25 protein-coding genes, 1 tRNA gene and 1 rRNA gene are annotated in these 25,289 nt (G+C 54.4%); 19 read left to right on the top strand and 8 right to left on the bottom strand.

Translation table 11 applies throughout. The features are described 5' to 3' along the window. Positions 1 to 260: 260 nt before the first annotated feature. The 4 genes from rrf (at position 261) to FVB43_RS01945 (ending at position 2,319) form a co-directional block, all read left to right on the top strand. Positions 261 to 376 (top strand): 5S ribosomal RNA (gene rrf / locus FVB43_RS01960). Between the two features lie 100 nt (positions 377 to 476). After that, positions 477 to 553: transfer RNA gene (locus FVB43_RS01955), tRNA-Asp, on the top strand. A gap of 179 nt (positions 554 to 732) precedes the next feature. Beyond that, a complete protein-coding gene (locus tag FVB43_RS01950) occupies positions 733 to 1,536 on the top strand; it encodes an endonuclease/exonuclease/phosphatase family protein (RefSeq protein WP_133846130.1) in 804 nt (267 codons plus the stop codon). An 18-nt stretch (positions 1,537 to 1,554) separates the two neighbouring features. Then, positions 1,555 to 2,319 carry a class I SAM-dependent methyltransferase gene (locus tag FVB43_RS01945; RefSeq protein ID WP_167863304.1) on the top strand — a complete coding sequence of 255 codons (765 nt, stop codon included), beginning with the start codon at positions 1,555 to 1,557 and terminating at the stop codon, positions 2,317 to 2,319. A 58-nt stretch (positions 2,320 to 2,377) separates the two neighbouring features. On the opposite strand, the gene mltD is transcribed toward FVB43_RS01945, so the two are convergent. Together mltD and gloB are read right to left on the bottom strand one after the other, a co-directional pair. Next, complete coding sequence (gene mltD / locus FVB43_RS01940; protein WP_133846128.1) at positions 2,378 to 3,757, bottom strand: murein transglycosylase D; 1,380 nt, start codon at positions 3,755 to 3,757, stop codon at positions 2,378 to 2,380. A 71-nt stretch (positions 3,758 to 3,828) separates the two neighbouring features. Then, the gene (gene gloB / locus FVB43_RS01935; protein WP_159337894.1) at positions 3,829 to 4,584 is read right to left on the bottom strand and encodes a hydroxyacylglutathione hydrolase; all 756 of its coding nucleotides are present in this window, start codon (positions 4,582 to 4,584) and stop codon (positions 3,829 to 3,831) included. A gap of 45 nt (positions 4,585 to 4,629) precedes the next feature. Here gloB and FVB43_RS01930 point away from each other — a divergent pair, with 45 nt between their 5' ends. Further along, positions 4,630 to 5,352 (top strand): class I SAM-dependent methyltransferase, encoded by a 723-nt coding sequence (locus FVB43_RS01930; RefSeq protein ID WP_133846126.1) that lies wholly within the window; start codon positions 4,630 to 4,632, stop codon positions 5,350 to 5,352. Between the two features lie 71 nt (positions 5,353 to 5,423). Here FVB43_RS01930 and FVB43_RS01925 read toward each other — a convergent pair whose 3' ends face one another. Beyond that, positions 5,424 to 6,032, bottom strand: a complete 609-nt coding sequence (locus FVB43_RS01925; RefSeq protein WP_133846125.1) for an HD domain-containing protein — start codon at positions 6,030 to 6,032, stop codon at positions 5,424 to 5,426. Between the two features lie 212 nt (positions 6,033 to 6,244). Between FVB43_RS01925 and trhA the strand changes: the two genes are divergently transcribed. Further along, positions 6,245 to 6,898: a PAQR family membrane homeostasis protein TrhA gene (gene trhA, locus FVB43_RS01920; protein ID WP_167863303.1), complete on the top strand. Its 654-nt coding sequence runs from the start codon at positions 6,245 to 6,247 to the stop codon at positions 6,896 to 6,898. 11 nt (positions 6,899 to 6,909) lie between these two features. On the opposite strand, the gene ygfZ is transcribed toward trhA, so the two are convergent. Continuing rightward, positions 6,910 to 7,896, bottom strand: a complete 987-nt coding sequence (gene ygfZ, locus FVB43_RS01915) for a tRNA-modifying protein YgfZ (RefSeq protein WP_133846123.1) — start codon at positions 7,894 to 7,896, stop codon at positions 6,910 to 6,912. A gap of 226 nt (positions 7,897 to 8,122) precedes the next feature. On the opposite strand from ygfZ, the gene sdhE reads away from it, so the two are divergent. The 5 genes from sdhE (at position 8,123) to creD (ending at position 12,340) form a co-directional block, all read left to right on the top strand. Next, entirely contained in the window at positions 8,123 to 8,389 is a 267-nt protein-coding gene (gene sdhE / locus FVB43_RS01910; protein ID WP_133846122.1) for an FAD assembly factor SdhE, read from the top strand. Continuing rightward, a complete protein-coding gene (locus tag FVB43_RS01905) occupies positions 8,370 to 8,783 on the top strand; it encodes a protein YgfX (RefSeq protein ID WP_159337897.1) in 414 nt (137 codons plus the stop codon). Before sdhE ends, FVB43_RS01905 begins: the two co-directional genes overlap by 20 nt. Beyond that, entirely contained in the window at positions 8,776 to 9,471 is a 696-nt protein-coding gene (creB, locus tag FVB43_RS01900) for a two-component system response regulator CreB (RefSeq protein WP_133846120.1), read from the top strand. Before FVB43_RS01905 ends, creB begins: the two co-directional genes overlap by 8 nt. Continuing rightward, complete coding sequence (gene creC, locus FVB43_RS01895) at positions 9,471 to 10,889, top strand: two-component system sensor histidine kinase CreC (protein WP_167863302.1); 1,419 nt, start codon at positions 9,471 to 9,473, stop codon at positions 10,887 to 10,889. The genes creB and creC overlap by 1 nt, the downstream gene beginning before the upstream one ends. Before the next feature lie 89 nt (positions 10,890 to 10,978). After that, complete coding sequence (gene creD / locus FVB43_RS01890; protein ID WP_133846118.1) at positions 10,979 to 12,340, top strand: cell envelope integrity protein CreD; 1,362 nt, start codon at positions 10,979 to 10,981, stop codon at positions 12,338 to 12,340. 96 nt (positions 12,341 to 12,436) lie between these two features. Here creD and fldB read toward each other — a convergent pair whose 3' ends face one another. Then, the gene (gene fldB / locus FVB43_RS01885) at positions 12,437 to 12,955 is read right to left on the bottom strand and encodes a flavodoxin FldB (RefSeq protein ID WP_133846139.1); all 519 of its coding nucleotides are present in this window, start codon (positions 12,953 to 12,955) and stop codon (positions 12,437 to 12,439) included. 179 nt (positions 12,956 to 13,134) lie between these two features. On the opposite strand from fldB, the gene xerD reads away from it, so the two are divergent. From xerD to recJ, 3 genes are read left to right on the top strand one after another with little or no spacing between them, the layout of a single operon-like run. After that, positions 13,135 to 14,028: a site-specific tyrosine recombinase XerD gene (xerD, locus tag FVB43_RS01880; protein ID WP_133846117.1), complete on the top strand. Its 894-nt coding sequence runs from the start codon at positions 13,135 to 13,137 to the stop codon at positions 14,026 to 14,028. 47 nt (positions 14,029 to 14,075) lie between these two features. Further along, positions 14,076 to 14,780, top strand: a complete 705-nt coding sequence (dsbC, locus tag FVB43_RS01875) for a bifunctional protein-disulfide isomerase/oxidoreductase DsbC (RefSeq protein WP_167863301.1) — start codon at positions 14,076 to 14,078, stop codon at positions 14,778 to 14,780. 5 nt (positions 14,781 to 14,785) lie between these two features. After that, positions 14,786 to 16,504, top strand: coding sequence for a single-stranded-DNA-specific exonuclease RecJ (gene recJ, locus FVB43_RS01870; protein ID WP_133846115.1), 1,719 nt, complete (start codon positions 14,786 to 14,788; stop codon positions 16,502 to 16,504). Between the two features lie 114 nt (positions 16,505 to 16,618). Here the strand turns inward: recJ and FVB43_RS01865 are convergent, their stop codons facing one another. Then, positions 16,619 to 17,242 carry a LysE family translocator gene (locus FVB43_RS01865; RefSeq protein ID WP_133846114.1) on the bottom strand — a complete coding sequence of 208 codons (624 nt, stop codon included), beginning with the start codon at positions 17,240 to 17,242 and terminating at the stop codon, positions 16,619 to 16,621. A gap of 102 nt (positions 17,243 to 17,344) precedes the next feature. On the opposite strand from FVB43_RS01865, the gene prfB reads away from it, so the two are divergent. The 3 genes from prfB (at position 17,345) to FVB43_RS01850 (ending at position 20,591) form a co-directional block, all read left to right on the top strand. Continuing rightward, positions 17,345 to 18,443, top strand: a protein-coding gene (prfB, locus tag FVB43_RS01860; protein WP_133846113.1) for a peptide chain release factor 2 whose coding sequence is annotated in 2 segments (ribosomal slippage) — positions 17,345 to 17,419 and positions 17,421 to 18,443 — 1,098 coding nt in all. Because the reading frame shifts where the segments join, the coding sequence is not laid out codon by codon here. 9 nt (positions 18,444 to 18,452) lie between these two features. Further along, positions 18,453 to 19,973, top strand: a complete 1,521-nt coding sequence (lysS, locus tag FVB43_RS01855; RefSeq protein ID WP_133846112.1) for a lysine--tRNA ligase — start codon at positions 18,453 to 18,455, stop codon at positions 19,971 to 19,973. 114 nt (positions 19,974 to 20,087) lie between these two features. After that, on the top strand, positions 20,088 to 20,591 hold the full coding sequence (locus tag FVB43_RS01850) for a cupin domain-containing protein (RefSeq protein WP_167863300.1): 504 nt from the start codon (positions 20,088 to 20,090) through the stop codon (positions 20,589 to 20,591). A 62-nt stretch (positions 20,592 to 20,653) separates the two neighbouring features. On the opposite strand, the gene FVB43_RS01845 is transcribed toward FVB43_RS01850, so the two are convergent. Continuing rightward, positions 20,654 to 21,277, bottom strand: coding sequence for a serine protease (locus FVB43_RS01845; RefSeq protein ID WP_133846110.1), 624 nt, complete (start codon positions 21,275 to 21,277; stop codon positions 20,654 to 20,656). Positions 21,278 to 21,698: 421 nt separating this feature from the next. Here FVB43_RS01845 and FVB43_RS01840 point away from each other — a divergent pair, with 421 nt between their 5' ends. Further along, positions 21,699 to 22,868 (top strand): MFS transporter, encoded by a 1,170-nt coding sequence (locus FVB43_RS01840; RefSeq protein ID WP_133846109.1) that lies wholly within the window; start codon positions 21,699 to 21,701, stop codon positions 22,866 to 22,868. On the opposite strand, the gene FVB43_RS01835 is transcribed toward FVB43_RS01840, so the two are convergent. After that, a complete protein-coding gene (locus tag FVB43_RS01835) occupies positions 22,865 to 23,785 on the bottom strand; it encodes a LysR family transcriptional regulator (protein WP_133846108.1) in 921 nt (306 codons plus the stop codon). The two genes, FVB43_RS01840 and FVB43_RS01835, sit on opposite strands and share 4 nt — an antisense overlap. Positions 23,786 to 23,910: 125 nt before the next feature. Here FVB43_RS01835 and lysA point away from each other — a divergent pair, with 125 nt between their 5' ends. Next, a complete protein-coding gene (gene lysA / locus FVB43_RS01830; RefSeq protein WP_133846107.1) occupies positions 23,911 to 25,164 on the top strand; it encodes a diaminopimelate decarboxylase in 1,254 nt (417 codons plus the stop codon). Positions 25,165 to 25,289: the final 125 nt, after the last annotated feature.

Genomic DNA, 25,289 nt, shown 5'->3' with positions numbered 1-25,289 from the left:
AGCGCAGCGATGCGTTGAGCTAACCGGTACTAATGACCCGTGAGGCTTAACCTTACAACGCCAGAAGCGTTCTGGTGGCGTTCGAGAGACGCAAAAGAGATTTTCAGCTTGTTACCGGAATTAAGTCCGAAGGATTTTGCGCTGTGACAAGGCGGCCAGTGAAGTGAGGGAAGGAGCATAGATAAGTATGTGACTGAGCTTACGAGCGCAGGCAACGCAGTCAGAGCACAAAAGACACAGGACAGAGCACAAAGAATTTGCCTGGCGGCTTTAGCGCGGTGGTCCCACCTGACCCCATGCCGAACTCAGAAGTGAAACGCCGTAGCGCCGATGGTAGTGTGGGGTCTCCCCATGCGAGAGTAGGGAACTGCCAGGCATCAAATTAAGACCCGTAACCGGGTTGTGACCTTACCCCTGACAAGGTAAGGGTGAAACACCTGAATTCAGACGTAGTCTGGGGTCAGTACAGAATCGGTGGAGCGGTAGTTCAGTTGGTTAGAATACCTGCCTGTCACGCAGGGGGTCGCGGGTTCGAGCCCCGTCCGTTCCGCCACTTAAACAGAAAGCCCTGACTCATAAGAGTCAGGGCTTTTTTGTATTTGTATTTTTTATTTTCATTTCCTTACGTACAATCCCGTGCGAATTGGCTCCCGCCGATTGAAAGTAGGCAACAAAGTCCCTATAACTGATAGATGGTAAACCCATTCAGCTGTAAAAAGTGCAGGCGGTAACGTGCAAAAAAAGACTTATGCCATGAGATACGTAGCAGGCCAGCCAGCGGAGCGTATTTTTCCTCCCGTGGCGATGCTGCATGTCGGACAGGCATTGCCGCCCGGTGCGCCGCTCACCACAGAAGCCCGCCTGAAAGTGCTGGTGTGGAATATTTTCAAGCAACAGCGCGCAGACTGGCTCTCGGTTTTGCAAAATTTTGGTAAAGATGCCCACCTTGTTCTTCTACAGGAGGCGCAAACGACACCAGAACTGGTGCGTTTCGCCACCACTCATTATCTTGCTGCCGATCAGGTGCCTGCTTTTGTACTGCCTCAGCACCCGTCAGGGGTCATGACTCTGGCCTCCGCTCACCCTGTCTACTGTTGTCCTTTACGTGAGCGTGAGCCGCTTCTAAGGCTGGCTAAATCGGCACTGGTCACGGCTTATCCATTGCCCGGTGGTCAGATGCTAATGGTCGTTAATATCCATGCGGTGAACTTCAGTCTGGGCATTGATGTTTACAGTAAACAGCTCGGACCGATCGGCGAACAGATTCTTCATCACCAGGGCCCGGTGATTATGGCGGGTGACTTTAATGCGTGGAGCCGTCAGCGGATCAATGCGCTATATCGTTTTTCTCGTGAAATGGGGCTACGTGAAGTCCGTTTCACCGACGATCATCGGCGCAAAGCGTTTGGTCGACCCCTGGATTTTGTTTTTTATCGCGGGATGAGTGTCGCAGAGGCTTCGGTACTGGTTACCCGTGCATCCGACCACAATCCACTGCTGGTTGAGTTTGATGCTCACCCTACGGATTACGCATAAACAAGGACACTATTCAGAATGGCAACAAAGCACCATGATAACGTCGATAAACAGTTCGGTGAACAGGCAGGCGCTTATCTGACCAGCGTAGTCCATGCGGAGGGGCGTGACCTCGTACGATTGGCAGAACGGCTGTGTGACGCATCAGAGGCGAAGGTCCTTGATATGGGCTGCGGAGCCGGGCATGCCAGTTTCATTGCTGCCCAGCATGTTAAAGAAGTGGTCGCGTACGATCTGTCGGAGAAAATGCTGGCAGTGGTGCGAGCAACAGCGCTCGAACGCGGCTACCATCACCTGACAACCCGGCAGGGCTATGCGGAAAACCTGCCTTTTGCGGATGCAGAGTTTGATGTGGTGATCAGCCGGTATTCAGCGCATCACTGGCACGATGTCGGAAGTGCATTGCGTGAAGTCCGTCGGGTATTGAAACCCGGCGGTAAAGTGATATTTATGGATGTCAGTGCACCGGACAATCCGGTACTGAATATCTGGTTACAGACGGTGGAAGCCTTGCGTGATACCTCTCATGTGCAGGATTACAGCCCCGGTGAGTGGCTGGCATTAATGACAGAGAGTGGGCTGGTGATAAAGGCTGTCTCGCAGGATCGTCTCGATCTGGAGTTCAGTAGCTGGATAGAGAGAATGCGTACACCTGATGTGATGGTAAAGGCGATCCGGGCCTATCAGCATTCAGCACCTGACGAAGTGCAGCGCTACTATGCTTTGCAGCCTGATGGCAGTTTCAGTACCGATATCATCTTTATCGAGGCCATTCGGCCATAAAAAAAGCCCGTCATAGACGGGCTTTTTTGTGTGGATTTTCATCCGCAGTGGCTAACAGTTAACTGTCTGGCGTCGCATTATTGTTAACAAACAGCGTTAACTTATCGCCAGGCTGAATGTTTTTCGTATTACTGGCGACGCTATTCCAGCGAACAACATCCTTGATGTTTACGCCGTGACGTTTTGCGATACTGGCCAGAGAATCACCCTTACGTACCTGGTAGGTGATGCTGTCGCCGTTATCTGCCAGTCGCGTACTGCTGTTACCCAGGCTCAATGTCTGACCGGGTTTGATACTGACACCGCGCAGATTATTGGCACGTTGCAGATCTTTCACCGGAACCCCGAGACGCTTGGCAATGCCTGAAAGAGTATCACCGCTGCGCACCTTGTAAGAGGCAGGAGAAACACTGTTCCTGGCAAGAGAAGTTGGCTGTACCGCTGAGATGTCACCGCTTGCCAGTGAGTTACGCAGTTTAGCTACGTTGGACTTCGGAACCATAATGTAATGAGGACCATTTGGTGCCGTCGTACCGCGTTTGTAGCCGGTATTAAAGCTCTTCAGCTTGCTCAATGACATGCCAGCCATTTCGGCTGCCTGTGTCAGCTCAATCTGCTGGCCTACTTCTACTCGCGCCAGAGCGCGTGCTTCATTAGGTGCCGGCAGACGTACGCCATAACGCTTACTGTTTTTAAGGATCTGCCCTAAAGCCAGCATTTTAGGCACATAGACCGTAGTTTCTCGTGGCAGCGCAAGTGACCAGAAATCTGTTGGTCGACCTTTAGCCTTATTGGCTTTTATCGCTTTGAGTACACGACCTTCACCGCTGTTATAGGCGGCAATGGTTAATAACCAGTCACCGTCAAACATGCCGTTAAGGCGCTGCATCATGTCCAGAGCAACTTTGGTCGATGCGACAATGTCGCGTCGTCCGTCATACCACTGGGTCTGTTTAAGACCATAATTTCGTCCCGTCTGCGGCACAATCTGCCAGATGCCAGCGGCATTCGCAGATGATGTAGCATGGGGATCAAAAGCGCTCTCCACTATGGGTAGTAGTACCAGTTCCATCGGCATTTTACGTTGCTTAATCTGCTCGACAATCCAGTACATATACGGCTCTGCCCGTAATGTTACATCGTGGAGATAGCTCTTGTTACTCAGGTACTTCTGTTTTTGTTCGCGTATCCGGTAATTATCCGGAATCTTCATCTTCAGCTCGTCGCTAATGAAATTCCACAGATCTCTGTCTTGCGCAAGTGACGTTCCATCGTCCTGCCAGCGCGGCGACAACATTTCATCTGAGTACTGTCCATTTTCACCTTGACCTGCCGAAGACAAACTCTGTGCATGCTGTTCGGGGATGTTAGCATCGTGCCTTGACGCCTGGCATCCGACCAGCAAGACTGAGGCGAGTAATATCGCTTTAGCCTTCATGTGTGTGTCAATAGTTCGCTTAAAAGACGAGCAATAATACGTGCTCGATCCCGACAACACAACCAAAAATATTAAAAAGCGTCTTTCTTCTCGCGTAGAACCGCAAATACCTGCCATTCATGTTGCGGAGTTGTTTCTATTCCTATTTGTTTCTGTAATTCAATGTCTTGCGAGCGTAAAAAAACATTTATTTTTCGCTCCAATGCCAGTTTTGTAGGCAATGTTATGGCATTTTTTGCGCGTAACTCCTTAATTTCTCGGTAATAGCGTGCTATTTCGGTCTCTTGGGGATAAATAGCGTGTGCAAAGGTTAAATTCGATAACGTATATTCATGTGCGCAACAAACCAGTGTTTCATCAGGCAGTTCATTAAGTTTTTGAAAAGAATAGAACATCTGTTCTGCTGTGCCTTCAAATAACCTACCGCATCCACCTGAAAAAAGAGTGTCCCCGCAAAAAAGGTAAGGGAAACTGAAATATGAGATATGTCCTAAAGTGTGGCCGGGCGTGGCATAAATCGTAAAATCTCGACCCAAAACCGACACGATATCACCTTCACTGACGATAGTTTTAGCCCCTTTAACGCGCGTTTCTTCTGGGCCATACACCGCTAAATCAGGGTAATGAGAGACCAGTTCGGCCACGCCACCCACATGATCATGATGATGATGTGTGAGCAAAATCGCCACAGGCTGCCACTGGTTTTGTTCAATCATGCGTAACACCGGAGCCGCTTCGCCGGGGTCAACAATCAGGCAATGACCTGTATCATCATGTAAGGTCCAGATGTAGTTGTCCTGCAGGGCTGGAATACTGGTAAGATTCATTATTATCGCTCCTGGATGCTCGCAAGGGAAAGAAGATGGTAAAGCATGAAGCCTGCTAAAACACGCCAAATCCGTCATGTGCCAGAGTCCTGGGCGCAGATACCCTGCGGTGAATTTTATCGTGATGCTCTGTCACACCAACTGCGGCCCTGTCTCAGCAAACTTTACGGCTTCCATTTGCTGAAAATCGGTAACCTGAGTGCCGAAATCGACACTGAAAGCTGTGCTATCTCACACCAGGTGAATGTAGGGTTGAGCGGTGAGTCGCTTCAGGTCAGGGCCGATCCTCTTAGTCTACCGTTTGAGTCCAAGTCAGTGGATGCCTGTCTGCTGGCACATACGCTGGCGTGGAGCAGTGACCCACACCGGGTGCTACGCGAGGTTGACAGGGTGCTTATCGATGACGGCTGGATGATTATCAGCGGTTTCAACCTCTTCAGCGTTCTGGGGATAGGCAAACTGATCCCGGGTCTGCACCGACGGATCCCATGGAACAGTCGAATGTTTACTCAGATGAGACTGCTGGACTGGCTGAGTCTGCTGAATTACGAAGTGATGCAGAGCATCAGTTTTCAGGTGCTGCCGTGGAATCGACAGGGAGGCAAGATGATCAGCACCCACTTGCCTGCGCTGGGCTGTCTGAATGTGATTGTGGCGCGTAAAAGGACCTTCCCACTGACGAAAAATCCGGCGAAGAAAAGTGCCGGGACCCGGCAATTACACGCGATGGGCGCGACAAACCAGTACCGGGCAGGGCGCAGAAACTGACAGTGCAAGTATAACTGTTTTAGGGCCGACCTTGCTTTCCCGTCAGCCCCCCCCGGCCGCTCGCTAAGCGGCTAAAGCAACCAGCCCTGCGCATGGGCATTGTCCAGATGCTGCTTCAAATAGCCCCATAGCTCCGGCCACTGCTCCGCCAGCTTGACGTTACGTGCTTCCACCTGCTCCAGGCGGATACCATTCTCTTTCCAGCTCTGGCCCTGATTGTGCAGGTTAAGCATGATGGGCAGGGCGCGGTCGAGCATATTTGCAAAACGCGCCTCTGCAGTTTCTCCGGCTTCATATTCATCCCACAGCGCGCGGAAACGTTGGCTCAACTCGGTGGGCAGTAACCCAAAAATACGTCCGGCGGCAGCCACTTCCTGTTCCTGAATGGCATCACGCGCGGCGATGTCGTACACGAGGACGTCACCTGCATCGATCTCAACCACATCATGTAAAAGCGCCAACTGCGTGGCGTGCTGAACATCAATGGTAGCCTGAGAGAAGGGGGCCAGACTCATGGCCGCCATTGCCAGGTGCCAGCTGTGCTCCGCTGAGTTTTCCTGACGTGCATTGCTGAGCAGTCGGGTACGGCGCTCCACGCCTTTTAGTTTGTCCAGCTCCATTAAAAACTGTACGACTTCTGTCATCGCGCCGAAATCTAAGGCTGCTACCCTGTCTGACATCACCTGTCTCACTTATGCCCTGAAAAAAGTTTGCCCGTATTGTAAGGGAAACGTTTGCGTATTTCGCGAAAGAATGTGCGTTGCATGATTACACACAATATTTTAGCTTACATGTGTACTCTGAAATTATTGTCAGTTAGGCTAGCGGTGATGATTTTTCCGCCAGCACAACGAGTGATGGCGGAGTAGCAAGAACCGGAAAAAGGGTTGATATGGTGAAGCAAAAAGTACTGACGGGCGGGTATTCAGTGGCGGAAGAGATTGCGAATAGCATCAGCCACGGCATCGGCTGCCTGTTGGGTGTTATTGGTCTGGTCCTGATGCTGGACCAGGCGATTGATAACCGGGCTGGTGCGCTGGCGATCATCAGCTACAGCCTGTATGGCTGCAGTATCATTCTGCTGTTTTTGGCCTCCACCCTGTATCATTCTATACCGGGTGAACGGGCGAAATTCTGGCTCAAAAAACTCGACCACTCGGCTATTTATCTGCTGATTGCTGGCACCTACACGCCATTTCTACTGGTAGGATTGAAGTCGCCGCTGGCGCACTGGCTGATGGTGGTCATCTGGGGGCTGGCGTTGACTGGCGTGTTGTTTAAGCTGGTGTTTGCCCACCGATTTGAAGCACTGTCGCTGGTCACCTACATGTTGATGGGCTGGCTGTCGGTGATTGTGCTGTATCAGATGGTAATGACCCTGCCTGCGGGCAGCGTGTGGTTACTGGCTGCAGGCGGGATCATCTACTCACTTGGGGTGATTTTCTATGTGGCGAAGCGCATTCCCTACAACCATGCCATCTGGCATGGCTTCGTTCTCGGTGGATCGTTGTGTCACTTTCTGGCCATCTACCTGTATGTGGTGTAACCCCGTGCTGATTAACCGGCGGTGATCTCATAGGGCAGCGGCTGGATCGCCAGTTCGCCGCCCTCATCCCCTTGCACACGTAGTACGGTATCCGCGTCCAGATCGTTGTTCATCACGGCCTGAATCCAGACGTCACCGTTGTCGAGCTGGCACGCGGCCAGAATAGTGCCGGTACGGCGCCAGTTCTCACCCATCTTCATTTCCAGCGCATCGTTTGCTGCAGGCACGATGCCCGCCTTGCCCGCCAGCCAGTAGAGCGCACGCTTATTGGCCCCACGAAATTTTGCGCGGGCGACCATTTCCTGCCCGGTATAGCAGCCTTTCTTAAAGCTGATAGCATCCAGTGCCTGCAGGTTAGTGGCCTGTGGGATCAGCTGTGCGCTGGTCTCAGCATCAATCACCGGGAAACCGGCTTCAATTTCCAGCGCCAGCCACTGTGAGCTGTCGTTGAGCTGTGCTGAATCAGCCAGTTTTTTACGCACCTCTTCGGCTTTGGCCTGAGAGGTGACTAGCAGAAAGCGCTCGGCTGGCAGATCAAACCATAACAGCGTGCTCTCCCCATCCTGAACCACCGGAGACTCTGCATCAGGCAGCACGCTGAACAGATCCGTTAGCGCGCCACGGGCCTGAAAACCGGCAACACCGAGCAGCACCGATTCATCGTCGGCTACCAGCGTGACTTTGGCAAAGACGGCATATTTTTTTAGTTCCACCAGCTGGTTATCGCGCAAGCTGCGGCGCTCAATAAAGGCAAGGCCTTCACCGCGATGAAACAGGCGCAGGTTGCTCCACATCTTTCCTTTAGCATCACAGTGTGCTGCAGGGCGATGTTGTTCGGCACCCAGCGCGGCCACATCCAGAGTCACTTGCCCCTGCAAATAGCTGATGCGATCGGCACCTGTTGCGTTCACCAGCGCCCACGCTTCCAGTGAGATCAGCGTTAACGGCAAGCGGGCTGATGCGGCGGGTTGACGCGGCGGGAAAGAAATCGTCGGCATAATTCAGTCCTAAAGTAAGCAGGGGATGAAAATCTGTTTCTCATGTTAAAAGAGCAGCACGGCTTTGCAACCTGTTTCCGGAAAATGCGGCACAAAACGCGTGATAACCCTGTAACTGATGCCACTGTTTTGCGGGCTGACGCGCAGGGTGATAATTGCTGAATCAACAGTAGCGCAAAAAAGCGGTACACTGTGCACCCTGTTTGGTTAACCGACGCAGAGTGACATGGATATTTCAAATAAATCACGTATTCACTGGGCATGCCGTCGTGGCATGCGCGAACTCGATATCTCCATCATGCCGTTTTTCCAGTATGAGTTTGATTCACTGACCGATGAAGACAAACAGCTCTTCGTACGTCTGCTGGAGAGTGATGACCCCGATTTGTTTAACTGGCTGATGAATCACGGTGAACCCGCTGATGCTGAGCTGCAACGGATGGTGGCATTAATTCAGGACAGAAACCGAGCACGTGGTCCGGTGGCGATGTAATCTGCGGGCCTCCCGGCGCGCACAAACGTTATCGCTGGTACTGCATGGCACGTTGATCCTGGCGCTGCTGCTGGCACCCTGGCCGGACAGCGTCTCATTGCCACGCATCCTGTTACTGCTGCTGGTTCTTCTGGAGTGCCAGTGCAGTCGACATCGTATCCGGCATTGTCGGGGGGAGATCACCCTGCACAAGGGGCGTGTGATAGTCTGGGCGCAGTGCCAGTGGCGCATGACCTCCCGCCCGTGGCTGACGCAACGGGCGATTCGGCTGACATTACAGAACACGGCAGGCCGTCGCGAGCGGTTATGGCTATTTGCCGATGGCATGGACAGCAGCGAATGGCGGCTTCTGCGCCAACACCTGCTGAATGAAAAGGAACCGCGGGATGAGTAGCCCCACCATCTGGCTGGTAGAAGATGAAGCCGCCATTGCGGATACATTGTTATATATGCTGCAACTGGAAGGGTTCGAAACCCGCTGGTTCCCGCGCGGTGTGCCGTTGCTGGAAGCCTTGCCGCTGCAGGTACCGGATCTGGTGATCCTTGACGTTGGCCTGCCCGATATCAATGGTTTTGAACTGTGCCGCCGATTGCTGGCATTGCAACCTGACCTGCCGGTATTGTTTCTTACTGCCCGCAGCGAAGAAGTTGACCGCCTGCTGGGGCTGGAAATTGGCGCGGACGATTATGTTGCCAAGCCATTCTCCCCACGTGAAGTCTGCGCGCGGGTGCGCACACTGCTGCGTCGACTGCAAAAACAGCAGCGCATTGCTCAGTCTCCGCGTTATAACGTTGGCCAGTTCACTCTCGATGAATCTGCTGCACGTGTGCAATGGTGCAATCAGTCTCTGATACTGACGCGTTATGAATACCTGTTGTTGAAAACCTTGCTGCTCTCGCCAGGCAGGGTGTTCTCACGCCAGCAGTTGATGAATCTGGTCTGGAAAGAGGCGGAAGAGAGCCTTGATCGTACCGTTGACACCCATATCAAAACCCTGCGTGCCAAACTGCGCGACATCAACCCGCACGAGCAGGTGCTGATGACCCATCGTGGCCTGGGTTACAGTCTGGTGACGGGCTGATGCGCATCGGAATGCGTCTACTGCTCGGCTATTTTCTTATTGTTGCCGTCGCCGCGTGGTTTGTTCTGAGCATTTTCCTCAAGGAGATCAAACCTGGGGTAAGGCGTGCCACCGAAGGTACATTGGTCGATACCGCGACATTGTTGGCGCAGTTCGCCCGTGCAGATATCCTCAGCGGTCAGCCGCAGCAGGGCCAGCTGGCGCAGGCTTTCTCGCAACTGCGGGGTTACCCGGTCCATGCCAATATCAGCGGCATCGCCAAGCGGCGCAATGAATATCGTGTTTACCTCACCGATGCGAAAGGGATTGTGCTGTTTGACTCTTCCGGGGTGGCGACAGGGCAGGATTATTCGCGCTGGAATGATGTTCTGCTGACGCTGCGCGGTGAGTACGGTGCACGCAGTACCCGCAGCAATCCTGACGATGATGCCAGCTCGGTGATGTATGTGGCGGCCCCGGTGCGCGATGGCGCAAAGCTGCTTGGGGTGATCAGCGTGGGGAAAGCCAACAGTACGATGGTGCCGGTGATCCGCCGCAGTGAACACCGTATTCTCTGGGCGGGTGCAGCCCTGCTGGGCATTGCTTTGCTGATCGGTCTGGGATTTGTCCTGTGGATTAACCGCTCTGTTGGTCGTCTGGTACGTTATGCCGACTCGGTAACAGAAGGCGATGCGCAACCTCTGCCAGCGATGAACAGCACTGAGTTACGCAAGCTGGCGCAGGCGCTGGAGAGTATGCGTCTGCGGCTGGAAGGGAAGCGTTACATTGAGCATTATGCCCATGCGCTAACCCACGAACTGAAAAGCCCGCTGGCGGCGATACGCGGCGCGGCGGAAATCCTGCGTGAATGCCCTCCGGCTGAGGTGGTTCAGCGTTTCTCTGCCAATATCCTGCAACAGAATATCCGTATGCAGCGGTTGATCGACAATTTGCTTCGCCAGGCAACGCTGGAAAACCGCCCTGAAATCCAGCGCCAGTCGGTTAGCCTGCTGCCTCTGGTTACTTCACTGTGTGACAGCCGGGCGGTACAGGCTCAGGGTAAACATCTGACCTTCGACGCCGCCAACGTTGACGGGCTGTCTGTGCGGGCCGATGTGCTATTGCTGGAGCAGGCGCTGGGAAATCTGCTGGATAATGCACTCGACTTTACGCCTCTGGAGGGCGAGGTGAGGATTCAGATCAGTCAGTCGGCCGATGAGGTGATATTCCGCGTACTGGACAGCGGTAGCGGTATTCCGGACTATGCGATGCCGCATATTTTCGACCGTTTCTATTCACTGCCGCGCAGTAACGGTGAGAAGAGTAGCGGGCTGGGCCTGGCGTTTGTGCAGGAGGTGGCCCGCTTGCATCAGGGCAACATTACCCTGAGGTCACGCCCGGAAGGTGGTGTCTGTGCTCAGCTCACTGTGAAAAAATAACGGCCCACTTCACCGTCCCTTCACATAACTTCATTTTCTCCCCATTCAGGGGGGCTATCTTCTGCGTTATCGACACAGGAGAGTCCAACATGATGAAAACCCCTTTATTCTGGAAAATGCTAACGCTGATCGGCTGCCTGCTTCTGCTGCTGGTACCGTTAAGTCTGCTCAGTTCATTGATTACCGAGCGCAGCGTATGGCGCGATAGTGTGGCCGATAAGCTCAGCCAGAGCACCAGTGGTCCGCAGCGTCTCTTCGGGCCGTTGATCGCCATTCCATGGAGCGAAATCGTTACGGAAACCCGCGATGGTAAAGAAGTCACCGTTCAGCAGAATCATCTGCGTTATTACCTGCCTAAAAACCTGCGGGTGGCGGGTGACCAGCAGGTAGAACAGCGTAAGGTGGGTATTTATCAGGGGCAGGTCTGGCGTACAGGCGTCTCCATTAATGCCACTTTCGACAGCGAGCAACTGGCCGATATTAAAAAGCCGGGTATTACCCTCGGTAATCCCTGGCTGGTGATGGGCGTGGGTGACTCACGTGGGATCAGCAGTGTGACACCGCTGAATATTGGCGATCAACAGCTGGATTTCCAGCCGGGCAGCGATCTTCCCGGTAGCAGTGAAGGCCTGCATGTGGCGCTTCCGGACAGCGTGTTAGAGGAGAAAAACCTGGCGCTGAACTTCACGCTTAAACTACAGGGAACACAGCAGCTTGAAGTGGTGCCATTAGGTAAAAACAGCACCTTTGATCTGAAGAGCAACTGGCCGCACCCGGGTTTTACCGGCAGTTTCCTGCCTGAACAACACCAGATTACGCCTGAAGGTTTCACCGCACGCTGGCAGAGCAGTTGGTTTGCTAACAATCTCAATTCGCTAGTGCGTGATGACTTTACCGTGAGCAGCGATAAGCTCCCGGCCTTCAGTTCGATGGTCGTTAACCCGGTGGATCAATATCAGCAAACTGAACGTGCGGTGAAATACGCCATTCTGCTGATTGGCCTGACCTATATGGCTTTCTTCCTGTTTGAAACGCTGACCGCGTTGCGGGTGCACCCAATGCAGTATTTGCTGGTGGGGCTGTCGCTGGTGATGTTCTTCCTGGTGCTGCTGGCGCTGTCCGAACATATCGGGTTTAACCTTGCCTGGCTGACGGCGAGCCTGACCTGTGCGGCGATCAACGGTTTCTATTTGCAGGCGGTACTACGCGGATGGCGGCGCAGTCTGATGTTTGTCGGGGGTTTGCTGGTGCTGGATGCGGTGCTGTGGCAGTTACTGCAATCGGAGGACAGCGCGCTGTTGCTGGGGACGGGGGTACTGATGGCAGCACTGGCAGCCGTGATGGCGCTGACGAGAAATATCGACTGGTATCGTCTGTCGGCGACCGCAATGCCAGAGTTGAGCACTGAAAGTGCGCAGGAGGAAGAAGGCCGTTTCGGTTTGTGGAAATAAACCTCTGAAGGCATGGGCGGAGCGAAAGAGAAACTCCGCCCCGACAGTCGGGGCCGATCATTTTTTCGATCGGCCCTTTGATTTTTTGCGACGGAATTACAGCAGTTCTGCCATCTCAGTCAGGATCTGTTCACACCATTGCGCAATACGTTCGTCGGTCTGCTCAAACTGGTTGATGTCATCCAGCGCCAGGCCGACAAACTGTTTGCCGTCGGCAGTCAGTGGTTTTTTGCTCGTAAATTCATAGCCTTCCAGCGGCCAGTAACCGACAAACTGTACCCCGGACGGAGCCAGCACTTCATGCAGCATCCCTAACGCATCGAGGAACCATTCGCTGTATTCCCCCTGGTCACCCATGCCATAGAGTGCCACCACTTTTCCCTGTAAATTGAGCTGTGGCAGATCGGTCCAGATGGCTTCCCAGTCTTCCTGCAATTCGCCAAAATCCCAGGTTGGAATACCGAGGATCAGCAAATCATACTGCTCCATCAGCGTGGGAGAGTCATCTTTCAGGTTATGCAGCGTCACCAGATCGTCACCAATAAAGTCACGAATCTTCTCTGCCGCCATCTCGGTGTAACAGGTGCTGGATCCATAAAACAGACCGATATTCATGGTAGTGAAACTCATTTTTCGTAAAGTCTGGCGCGATTATATCAGAATCGGGCAGGAATAAGGCATAATGGGGCGGCTTTGTACGGCAGTGTGATGTTGCATGGTTATGATTTTTAAGCGTAAAGTGATTTTATATAACGCACTCCGCGTCATGAGAATCGCAGATTAGAGAGGTTGAAGTGCAGGATAACGATCTGATTGAGCAATTTCTTGATGCGCTGTGGATCGAGCGTAATCTGGCGCAAAACACCGTTGCTTCTTACCGTCTTGACCTGCGATCGCTCTGTGGCTGGTTGCAGCACCAGCAACTTTCTCTGCTGACGGTGGATGCGATCAACTTGCAGGGTTTTCTGGCTGAACGGCTGGAAGGCGGATACAAAGCGACCAGCTCTGCGCGCTTGCTCAGTGCCATGCGCCGCCTGTTCCAGTATCTCTACCGCGAAAAGCTGCGTGAGGACGATCCCAGTGCCTTACTCTCGTCGCCAAAACTGCCGCAGCGCCTGCCCAAGGATCTCTCTGAGGCACAGGTGGAAAGGTTATTGCAGGCGCCCTGTCTGGACCAGCCGATTGAGCTGCGCGATAAGGCGATGCTGGAACTCCTTTATGCCACCGGATTACGTGTGACAGAGCTGGTCGGGCTGACGCTCAGCGATATCAGCCTGCGCCAGGGCGTGGTGCGCGTTATTGGTAAAGGGAACAAAGAGCGTTTGGTGCCGATGGGCGAAGAGGCGGTCCACTGGATCGAACAGTTTATCGAATACGGTCGCCCCTGGTTGCTCAATGGTCAGTCGCTCGATGTGCTATTTCCCAGTAACCGCGCGCAACAAATGACCCGGCAAACTTTCTGGCATCGCATCAAACATTACGCCACACTAGCAGGCATCGACAGCGCAAAACTGTCACCGCACGTGCTGCGTCATGCTTTTGCCACCCATTTGCTGAACCACGGCGCGGATTTACGTGTCGTACAGATGTTGTTGGGTCATAGCGATTTATCAACCACCCAGATTTACACGCACGTAGCGACAGAACGGCTGCGCCAGCTCCATCAGCAGCATCATCCGCGTGCCTGATCGACAAAAACATACAGCCCGCTTAGTCAGGCTATAAGGACATAAAAATGAAGAAACATTTCCTGTTACTTTCGGGACTCATCGCGCTGGCCAGCGGACTGGCCCATGCTGATGATGCAGCGATTAAACAGTCTCTGAGTAAGCTGGGCTTACAGCAGACCGAGATTCAGCCTTCGCCTCTGCCAGGGTTTAAAACCGTGCTGAGCGAAAGCGGTGTGCTGTACGTCACCGACGATGGCAAACATTTCGTACAGGGGCCTCTCTATGATGTCAGCGGCGGTCAGCCGGTCAACGTCACCAATCAACTGCTGGAAAAGAAAGTTGAAGCGTTGAGCAAAGAGATGATCGTGTATAAAGCGCCAAAACAGCAGTACGTGGTGACGGTGTTTACCGACATTACCTGCGGCTATTGCCGCAAGCTGCATCAGGAAATGGCTGACTATAATGCGCTGGGGATTACCGTGCGTTATCTGGCTTTCCCGCGTGAAGGGATGAACGGCAATGTGGCGAAAGAGATGAAATCTATCTGGTCTGCCGCTGAACCGCGCAAAGCCTTTGATGCCGCGATGAAAGGTGAAGCTGTATCGCCGATTGACGGCAAAATCGATATCGGCCAGCAGTACAAATTGGGCATTCTTTACGGTATCCAGGGCACCCCGGCTATTCTGCTTGAGAATGGCAGCATGATCCCTGGCTATCAGAATCCACAGGACCTGAAGAAATTCCTCGACAGCCAGAAAAACGGCGGCTGATATTCGTGAACAGCACAACTGAACTCCGTCGTCGCGAGGCGACGGACACGGCCGCCTTACCTGCCGATCTTCACCCATTGTTACGTCGCCTGTATGCCCGCCGGGGCATCCGCCAGGCCAGTGAACTGGAACGCGGCGCGAAATATTTGCATCCTTTCCAGTCACTCAGCGGTATTCAGGCGGCGGTGGACATCCTGCAACGGGCACTGGCCGATAACCTCTGCATCATGATTGTCGGCGATTTCGATGCCGATGGGGCCACCAGCACGGCGCTAACGGTACTGGCGCTACGCAGCATGGGCGGGCAGAACATCAAATATCTGGTGCCTAACCGTTTTGATGATGGCTACGGCCTTAGCCCGGAAGTGGTAGAACAGGCGGCTGCACGCGGTGCACAGCTGATCGTCACCGTAGATAACGGCATCTCTTCCCATGCGGGCGTGGCGCTGGCCCATGAAAAAGGCATTCCGGTTGTGGTCACCGATCACCATTTGCCGGGCGATACGCTGCCGGCTGCCGATGCCATTGTTAACCCCAATCTTAACGACTGCGAATTTCCGTCTAAATCGCTGGCGGGTGTGGGCGTAGCGTTTTATCTGATGCTGGCACTGCGTGCACAGTTGCGCGACAGTGGCGTGACCACGCTGCCGAATCTGGCAGAACTGCTGGATTTGGTCGCGCTCGGCACGGTGGCGGATGTGGTGCCGCTGGATGCCAACAATCGCATCCTGGTCTGGCAGGGGCTGAGCCGTATTCGTGCGGGCAAATGTCGTCCCGGCATACGGGCACTGCTGGAGATTGCCAACCGTGATGCGCGCCAGCTGGCCGCCAGTGATTTAGGTTTCGCCCTTGGCCCGCGTCTCAATGCCGCCGGGCGGCTGGATGATATGTCGGTCGGGGTGGCGCTATTGCTCAGTGAAGACCTGGGCCAGGCGCGTATGCTTGCCAGTGAGCTGGATGCACTGAATCAGACGCGCAAAGAGATAGAGCAGGGCATGCAGTCAGAAGCGCTGGCGCTTTGCGATCGTCTGGAAAGCAGCAGTGACGCTTTGCCGCTCGGTATTGCGATGTATCATCCAGAGTGGCATCAGGGCGTGGTCGGTATTCTGGCTTCGCGGCTGAAAGAGCGTTTCCATCGTCCGGTGATCGCCTTTGCGCCCGCAGGCGACGGCACGCTGAAAGGCTCAGGACGCTCGATTGCCGGGCTGCATATGCGTGATGCGCTGGAGCGGCTGGATACCCTTAATCCGGGGCTGATCATCAAATTTGGTGGACATGCTATGGCGGCAGGGTTGTCACTGGAAGAGGCGAACTTTGAACGTTTCCGTCAGTGTTTTGCCGATCTGGTGGGCGACTGGCTGGAGGCGGAATCCCTTCAGGGCGTGGTCTGGTCCGACGGCGAGCTGATGGCGCAGGAGTTGACGCTGCCCACCGCGGAACTGCTGCGCGAAGCAGGCCCCTGGGGCCAGGCGTTCCCGGAACCGACGTTTGATGGCAAATTTAAGCTGTTACAGCAGAAGCTGGTGGGTGAGCGTCATCTGAAAGTGATGATTGAGCCATTGGGCGGTGGCCCTTTGCTGGACGGTATCGCGTTTAACATTGATACGGCTCTGTGGCCCGATCCCAGCGTGAAGCAGGTTGAGCTGGCTTACAAGCTGGACATCAACGAGTTCCGCGGCAACCGTAATGTGCAGCTGATCATCGACCATCTCTGGGCGCTGTAATTCACCTCATCCATTGTGCTGGCGGGCTGACCGACACAGAAGGTCAGCCCCTGGAGGAAATTTAACCCGTAGGGGGCGACCATGACGCTACTGATCCGTCGCCCCTTTTTCACATCATCCCGGCCGGCGGCTTAACGCCAGTTTTGCAGCAAACAATAAAAACACCGCGCCCGTGGTGCGGTCGAGCCACTTCACCACCCCTTCCTGTTTTAATATCCCTGACAGTTTGCGCGTGCTGCCAATCAGCAGCGCCGACCACAGCGTGCCCAGCACTACATGGATTAGCACCAGTCCAAAGGTCCAGAGCACCGGCGAATGCCCGGTCGGAATAAACTGTGGCAGGAAGGAGACGTAAAAAATCCCGACTTTAGGATTGAGCAGATTGCCGAAAAAACCGCGTAGAAACGCGTTCTGGCTACCGCTGCTCAGGGTTACGTCGCCCATTTGCTGGCGAGGTTTCAGCAACATTTGCACGCCAAGCCAGGCGAGGTAGCCTGCTCCGCACCACTTCAACAGGTTATAAGCCAGCTCAGACACGGCAATCAGTGCACCGAGGCCAAACGCCACGGCAGCGGCCCACGCCAGACAGCCGGCATTAATGCCCAGTTGAGCCTGAATGGCCTTCCGGGTTCCCTCTACCGTGGCGGTGCGTAAAATCAACGCGGTATCCAGCCCCGGCGTCAACGTCAGCAGTGCGGCGGCAAAGGTGAATGCCATCAGGGCATCGGTAACGGACATGGCGATTCTCCATTGTGTTCAGTGCTACAAACTGTGCGCTATTTCGGTTAAACTGCGTGGTTACTATTACGTCCATTTCGATCACCTAAAAAGATTAAAACCATGTTTGAAATTAATCCGGTAAAGAACCGTATTCAGGATCTCACAGAGCGCAGCAGCGTTCTTCGGGGGTATCTTTGACTATGATGCCAAGAAAGAACGTCTTCAGGAAGTAAACGCTGAACTGGAACAGCCTGATGTCTGGAATGAACCTGAACGCGCCCAGGCGCTGGGTAAAGAACGCTCCGCATTAGAAGCCGTTGTGGAAACACTGGATCTGATGGAGCAGGGGCTGGAAGATGTTTCAGGCCTGCTCGAGCTGGCCGTTGAGGCCGATGATGAAGACACCTTCAATGAAGCGATTGCTGAACTGGATGTGCTGGAAAAGAAACTCGGCGAATTAGAATTCCGTCGTATGTTCTCCGGCGAATACGACAGCGCCGACTGCTACATGGATATCCAGGCAGGCTCCGGCGGGACAGAAGCTCAGGACTGGGCCAGCATGCTGCTGCGTATGTACCTGCGCTGGGCTGAAGCGAGAGGCTTTAAAACCGAAATTATCGAAGAGTCTGACGGTGAAGTGGCCGGTACCAAATCCGCCACCATTAAAATCATCGGCGACTACGCGTTTGGCTGGTTACGCACTGAAACCGGCGTGCATCGCCTGGTGCGTAAAAGCCCGTTTGACTCCGGTGGCCGTCGTCATACCTCTTTCAGTTCGGTGTTTATCTACCCGGAAGTGGACGACAACATCGATATCGACATTAACCCGGCCGACCTGCGTATCGACGTTTACCGCGCCTCCGGTGCCGGTGGTCAGCACGTCAACAAAACGGAGTCGGCGGTGCGTATTACCCACTTACCGACCAACATTGTTGTGCAGTGCCAGAATGACCGCTCTCAGCATAAAAACAAAGATCAGGCCTTCAAACAGTTGCGCGCCAAACTGTACGAATACGAAATGCAGAAAAAAAATGCTGACAAACAGACGGCGGAAGACAACAAGTCTGACATCGGCTGGGGCAGCCAGATCCGCTCTTACGTGCTGGATGATTCCCGCATTAAGGATCTGCGTACAGGCGTGGAAACACGCAATACTCAGGCGGTTCTGGACGGCGATCTGGATCGTTTCATTGAAGCAAGTTTGAAAGCAGGTTTATAAGGAACTCACATGTCTGAACAACAACCGCAGGCCGCTGATGCCGCCATTGAACTGAATAACGAACTCAAAGCGCGTCGCGAAAAACTGGCCGCACTGCGTGAAACTGGCGTGGCATTCCCGAACGACTTCCGCCGTGACCGCACCGCAGATACCCTGCACGCCGAGTTTGGTGGTAAAGAGAACGAAGAGCTGGAAGACCTTGGCATCGAAGTCAGCGTGGCTGGCCGTATGATGACTCGTCGTATTATGGGTAAGGCATCCTTTGTGACGTTGCAGGATGTGGGCGGCCGTATTCAGCTTTACGTATCCCGCGATGACCTGGCGGAAGGCATCTATAACGAACAGTTCAAAAAGTGGGATCTCGGCGATATCCTCGGCGCACGCGGCAAGTTGTTTAAGACTAAAACCGGCGAACTGTCTATCCACTGTAGCGAACTGCGCCTGTTGACCAAAGCACTGCGCCCGCTGCCGGACAAGTTCCACGGCCTGGCCGATCAGGAAACCCGTTACCGTCAGCGTTATCTTGACCTGATCTCGAACGACGACTCGCGCAACACCTTCAAAATTCGCTCCCAGATCATGGCGGGTATCCGCAGCTTTATGGTCGGCCGTGAGTTTATGGAAGTGGAAACCCCGATGATGCAGGTGATCCCTGGCGGTGCGTCTGCCCGTCCGTTTATCACGCATCACAATGCGCTGGACATCGATATGTACCTGCGTATCGCACCCGAGCTGTATCTGAAGCGTCTCGTGGTGGGTGGTTTCGACCGCGTGTTTGAAATCAACCGTAACTTCCGTAACGAAGGTATTTCGCCACGTCATAACCCAGAGTTCACCATGATGGAACTCTATATGGCGTATGCGGATTACAAAGACCTGATCGAACTGACCGAAAGCCTGTTCCGTACGCTGGCACAGGATGTTCTGGGTTCCACCGTGGTGCCTTACGGCGACCAGGAGTTCGACTTCGGTAAGCCATTCGAGAAGCTGACGATGAAAGAAGCGATTCTGAAATACCGTCCGCAGACCGACCTGGCCGATCTCGACGACTTTGATAAATCGGTAGCGATTGCTCAGTCTCTGGGTATCAAAGTAGAGAAGAGCTGGGGTCTGGGCCGTCTGGTCACTGAGATCTTCGAAGAGACCGCAGAAGCGCATCTGATCCAGCCAACGTTCATCACGGAATACCCGGCCGAAGTGTCACCGCTGGCGCGCCGTAATGACCAGAACCCGGAAATCACTGACCGTTTCGAATTCTTTATCGGCGGCCGCGAAATCGGTAACGGTTTCTCAGAGCTGAACGATGCGGAAGATCAGGCAGAACGTTTCCTGCAACAGGTTAACGCGAAAGATGCCGGTGATGACGAAGCGATGTTCTATGACGAAGACTATGTCACCGCGCTGGAACACGGCCTGCCGCCAACGGCGGGTCTGGGGATTGGTATTGACCGTATGGTGATGCTGTTTACCAACAGCCACACCATCCGTGACGTGATCCTGTTCCCGGCACTGCGTCCAAGCAACAAGTAAACGCACGCTTGTAACATCAACGGTCAGCCTTAGCGCTGGCCGTTTTTTTTTGCCTCCGCGGGAAAAATAGCAAATAGTAAGGACTTTCAAACTGCAACCGTAAAGAGGGCTGCCATGACCCGACCTGATTTTATCCGCCACTGGCGTGAGCTTGAGGGCGAAGATAACGAACACTATCCCGACAGCGAGGAGCTGATGTCCATAGGTGCGCCGCTGGGAAGGGCGCTCGGTCTGACACGCCTCGGGATACATCATGAACGTCTGTTGCCTGGCCGTCGCATGTCCTACCCGCATGCTGAAAGTGCAGAAGAAGAGTTTGCTTATGTGCTGGAAGGGGAGCCGGAGGTATGGATCAATGGCGAGTTACATCGCTTAACACCCGGTGATGCGGTAGCGTTCCCGGCAGGCACCGGGATTTGCCATACCTTTATCAATAACAGCGATCGCGAAGCGCACTTTATTATCGTTGGTGAGGCGAATAAGAAAGAGAACCGCATCTGGTATCCGACAAATCCAGCCTACCTCGCTACGCGAGAGGATCGCTGGGACGATCCGCCAAAGCAGGATTTTGGCCCCCATGATGGGATGCCGGACTCATTGAAAAAAGGAACATCCTGAAAATGCCGGGATGGAAGGGAGACATGTTCAGGCGGCAGGAGGAGCGCCCGTGGCGGTGAAACTCAGGATTTCACCGCATCATTCAGCCAGTCTTTAAAGCGGGCATACGGCACATACAGCGAGACGTCTTTATACAGCGTCTTACCCGTTTTCATATCGTTAATGCGTTTGCTGTAGCCGACAATCACCCCGCCAATCGAATCATCAGACGCGTTATACACAGCGCCACCTGACATGCCCTGTACCACGCCTGCATCGGACGCCACCACGACGCAACTGACTTTATTCCAGGTGTTTTTTAGCCCGGTATTGATCAGATTGGTGCCCGTCGATGCGACCGGCATCGCCGAAATAAAGCTGTAACCGTAGAGATTAATCTTGTCACCGATTAGGCCGTTACGGAAATGCGGTGCCGGGACATTATCATTTTTATGATAGACCACGGCCAGGTCGCACTCAGGATGATATGACTTCACCCGGTACATGGAGAATTTTGCCACATGGGCCGCGGTCAGGCTGTAATCGGCCGTCAGCGGGATGGTGGTACCCAGCGTACCTAAGCCCAGCACGGTTGGAATACCCGTAACAGTCATATCCACCCGGTCGTGCGCTTCACTGCTGTACTGATACTTTCCGACGGAACACCCGACCAGAATCAGGGCTGGCAGGCAAATGACGAGTCGCATCGGGTCTCCTTGGTAATGGTTGATACAGCAATGGCAGGGTTTTTAACCTCATTTACTGGCATATCGGCCATCTGTCGCAGAACTTTAATGTATCAATGCTCCATCAAATCTGTCACAAGGCGAAGAGGTGCCAGCAGCGTTGAAGTAAAATTTCCAAAACTCAGATGAATCGTAGAATTGAATGATTAGGAAGGTTTATGTAATGGCCAGTTAACGGAAAGTATAGCGAAGAAAAACGACAAAATGAGCGTGCGATCGCATTTTTCTCATCGATTCATCACTACCCAGAGGATTCTTGCTGCCCAGGCAACAGACAGTTGCTGATAGCGGGCTGTAAGGCGTTCATTAGCTGTGCTTTAATGCGTTGCTGTGACGCAGATCAAATTTATCTTCTACACCAATTATCCTGGGAGTGTGTGACATGCCTGTTTCATTACTGGCGCTGGCGTTGAGTGCCTTTGCTATCGGCACCACTGAATTTGTCATTATGGGGCTGTTGCCGGAAGTGGCGAATGACCTGCGCGTGTCGATTCCATCGGCAGGCTGGCTGATCAGCGGTTACGCGCTGGGGGTGGCGATTGGCGCTCCGATTATGGCATTGCTGACGGCCAGGCTACCGCGCAAACGGACGCTGATCCTGCTGATGGCGATTTTTATCGTCGGGAATATTCTCTGTGCGCTGGCTTACACCTATAACCTGCTGATGCTGGCGCGCGTCGTGACCGCGCTGTGTCACGGTGCCTTCTTCGGTATCGGTGCCGTAGTCGCAGCCAGCCTGGTCGCACCGGGTAAACAGGCTTCTGCCGTTGCGCTGATGTTTACCGGCTTAACGCTTGCCAACGTGCTGGGTGTGCCGCTGGGCACCTGGTTTGGTCAGATGTTTGGCTGGCGTGCCACCTTCTGGGGCGTGGCGGTGATTGGCGTACTGGCCTTTATCGGCCTGATCGTCAGCCTGCCCACTAACCGTAATGAGAAGCCGGTACATCTGGCATCAGAAGTCAGTGCGCTGAATAACGGCAAGCTGTGGCTGTCGTTGCTGATGACAGTGTTTTTCGCCGCCGCGATGTTCGCCTTATTCAGCTATATTGCGCCGCTGTTGTTGCAGGTGACGGGCATGACGGACCGGGGCGTCAGTTGGACGCTGTTCCTGATCGGCGCGGGTCTGACAGTGGGTAATATCCTCGGTGGTAAGCTGGCCGACTGGAAAGTGTCGTTCAGCCTGATCCTCAGCTTCTCGCTGATCGCGGTGTTCTCCCTGCTGTTTAGCTGGACCAGCCATTCACTGTGGCTGGCGGAAATTACCCTGTTCCTGTGGGCGATGGCGACCTTTGCAATGGTTCCGGCGCTGCAAATCAACGTGGTCCGCCACGGTAAAGATGCACCGAACCTGGTGTCGACGCTGAATATCTCTGCCTTTAACGTCGGTAACGCGTTGGGTGCCTGGGTGGGCGGCGCAGTGATTGGCGGTGGCTACGGCCTGACGGCGGTGCCCGTCTCGGCAGCCGTACTGGCAGTGATTGGGCTGCTGGTTTGCCTCTATACCTTCCGGGGATCACGCGGCCAGCCGCAGCCTGCCAGGGCAACGCATTAAATGAGTCGTTGTTGCAGGCGCTGGCTGAACAGGCCCGCCTGCTGTTGCAAATGCTGGCTGAAGGCATCGACCAGTGCCGATGCGGGGCGGTGGCGCGGCCTAATCAGACTGACGGTAAACGGCACGGCGATGCTGAAACGCCGTATCACCACTCCGCTGTCGGCGTAATCCAGCGCCGTCAGCGGGTTCACAATCGATACCCCTACACCTGCCCTGACCATCGAACATACCGACGCCGCACTGTGTGTCTCCATCACCATGTGCCGCTGGACGCCCTGTTCGGCAAACACGCCATCAAGAATCTGACGGTAGCTGTCCGTGCGTGACAGGCTGATATAACGCTGCCCGGCGAAATCCTGTGGTGTCAGGCAGTCGCGACTGGCCAGCGGATGCTGTGCTGGCAGCACACAGACTTCATCGCCGGTAAACAGTGCGCTGCGTTCGGTGCCTGCCGGGGTGTGTGTGGTTTCGGTCAGTCCCAGATCATAACGTTGCGCCGACAACCACTCTTCCAGCAGCGGTGACTCCTGGGGAATGATATTCAGGCTGAGGTCCGGGTAGCGCGCCATAAAGGGCTGACACAGCAGCGGCAGCAGTGACTGGGAAAACACCGGCAGACAGGCCACCGACAGCTCGCCCTGGCGAAACTGACGTAATCCTTCGGCGGCGCTGATAATGCGGTCCAGTCCGTACCAGGATCGCTGCACCTCTTCAAAAAGACGCAAGCCCTGTACCGTGGGTTGCAGGCGTCCGCGCACGCGTTCAAACAGTTGCAGACCAATCAGCTTTTCAAAACGCGCCAGCTCACGGCTGACGGTGGGCTGCGAGGTATGCAGCAGCGTTGCCGCTTCCGTCAGGTTGCCGGTAGTGACCACCGCATGAAAAATTTCAATATGACGCAAAGAAACGCCCGCCACGTTCGGCTCCCGTGAATGATCAATGCTAAAGCCATATCATGGATGAATAGAGTGCGATAAAAAAGATATTTTTATCCCGTCTCAGGCTGTGGCGTAATAGAGGCATAAACTTATGGAGAATCCTTATGCCGCGCCTGCTTACTGACACCACCACCGCCCTGACTCAGGACAACCTGTTACCGCTGGCACGCCACTATGGCGGCCCATTCTGGGCTTATGATGCCAGTATCATCCAGGCCCGCATCAGCCAGCTTCAGCAGTTTGATGTGGTCCGCTTCGCGCAGAAGGCCTGTTCGAATATTCACATTCTGCGCCTGATGCGTGCCGCGGGCGTGAAGGTGGATTCTGTTTCCCTGGGGGAGATTGAACGCGCGCTGGCCGCAGGTTATCAGGCCGGTGGCGATGAAATTGTGTTTACGGCTGATTTGCTCGATGAACCCACGCTGGCACGGGTTGCCGAGCTGAAAGTGCCGGTCAACGCCGGTTCCGTCGATATGCTGCATCAGTTGGGGCAGGTGTCTGCCGGGCATCCGGTCTGGCTGCGCGTTAACCCGGGCTTTGGTCACGGCCACAGCCAGAAAACCAATACCGGCGGTGAAAACAGCAAGCACGGGATCTGGCATGGTGATATGGGCCTGGCACTGGAAGCCATCCAGCAGCATCAGCTGAAGCTGGTGGGGATCCACATGCATATCGGTTCCGGCGTGGACTACGGACACCTTGAGCAGGTGTGCGATGCGATGGTGAATCAGGTGGTGAGCTTTGGCCAGGATCTGGAGGCTATTTCTGCCGGAGGCGGGCTGTCGATCCCTTATCACTTTGGTGAAGAGACGATTGATACCAACCACTATTACGGTCTTTGGGATGCCGCACGCAAGCGCGTGGCACAGCATCTGGGTCATCCGGTCAAACTGGAAATCGAACCGGGACGTTTCCTGGTGGCAGAATCCGGTGTGCTGGTCAGCCAGGTGCGGGCGGTTAAATCGATGGGCAGCCGTCACTTTGTGCTGGTGGATGCCGGGTTTAACGATCTGATGCGTCCGTCACTGTATGGCAGCTACCACCATATTTCGGCCATTGCCGGGGACGGTCGCACACTGGACGAGGAAAACACGATTGAGAGCGTGGTGGCGGGGCCGCTGTGCGAATCGGGCGATGTCTTTACCCAACTGGAAGGCGGCAAAGTCGAAACCCGTGCACTGCCAGCGGTGAAGGTGGGCGATTATCTGGTGTTCCACGATACCGGCGCTTACGGTGCCTCCATGTCGTCGAACTACAACAGCCGTCCGTTGATCCCGGAAGTGCTGTTCGAAAACGGCCAGTCGCGCCAGATCCGCCGTGCGCAAACCGTGGCCGAGCTGCTGGCGCTGGAACTGTAATCCATTCCCCCGTGCCATAGGGGCCGATCATTTTTTTCGATCGGCCTCAAATCACCCCATTACAGACATTTTATTCGCTACTGCTGATGTAACAGGGCTGAGGCCAGTTTGAGCACACCGGATCG

It is taken from the genome of Erwinia rhapontici, assembly GCF_012271765.1.
Taxonomy (GTDB): domain Bacteria; phylum Pseudomonadota; class Gammaproteobacteria; order Enterobacterales; family Enterobacteriaceae; genus Erwinia; species Erwinia rhapontici.
The sequence above is the reverse complement of the archived record's forward strand: the minus strand, read 5'-3'. Positions and strand labels throughout refer to the sequence as shown.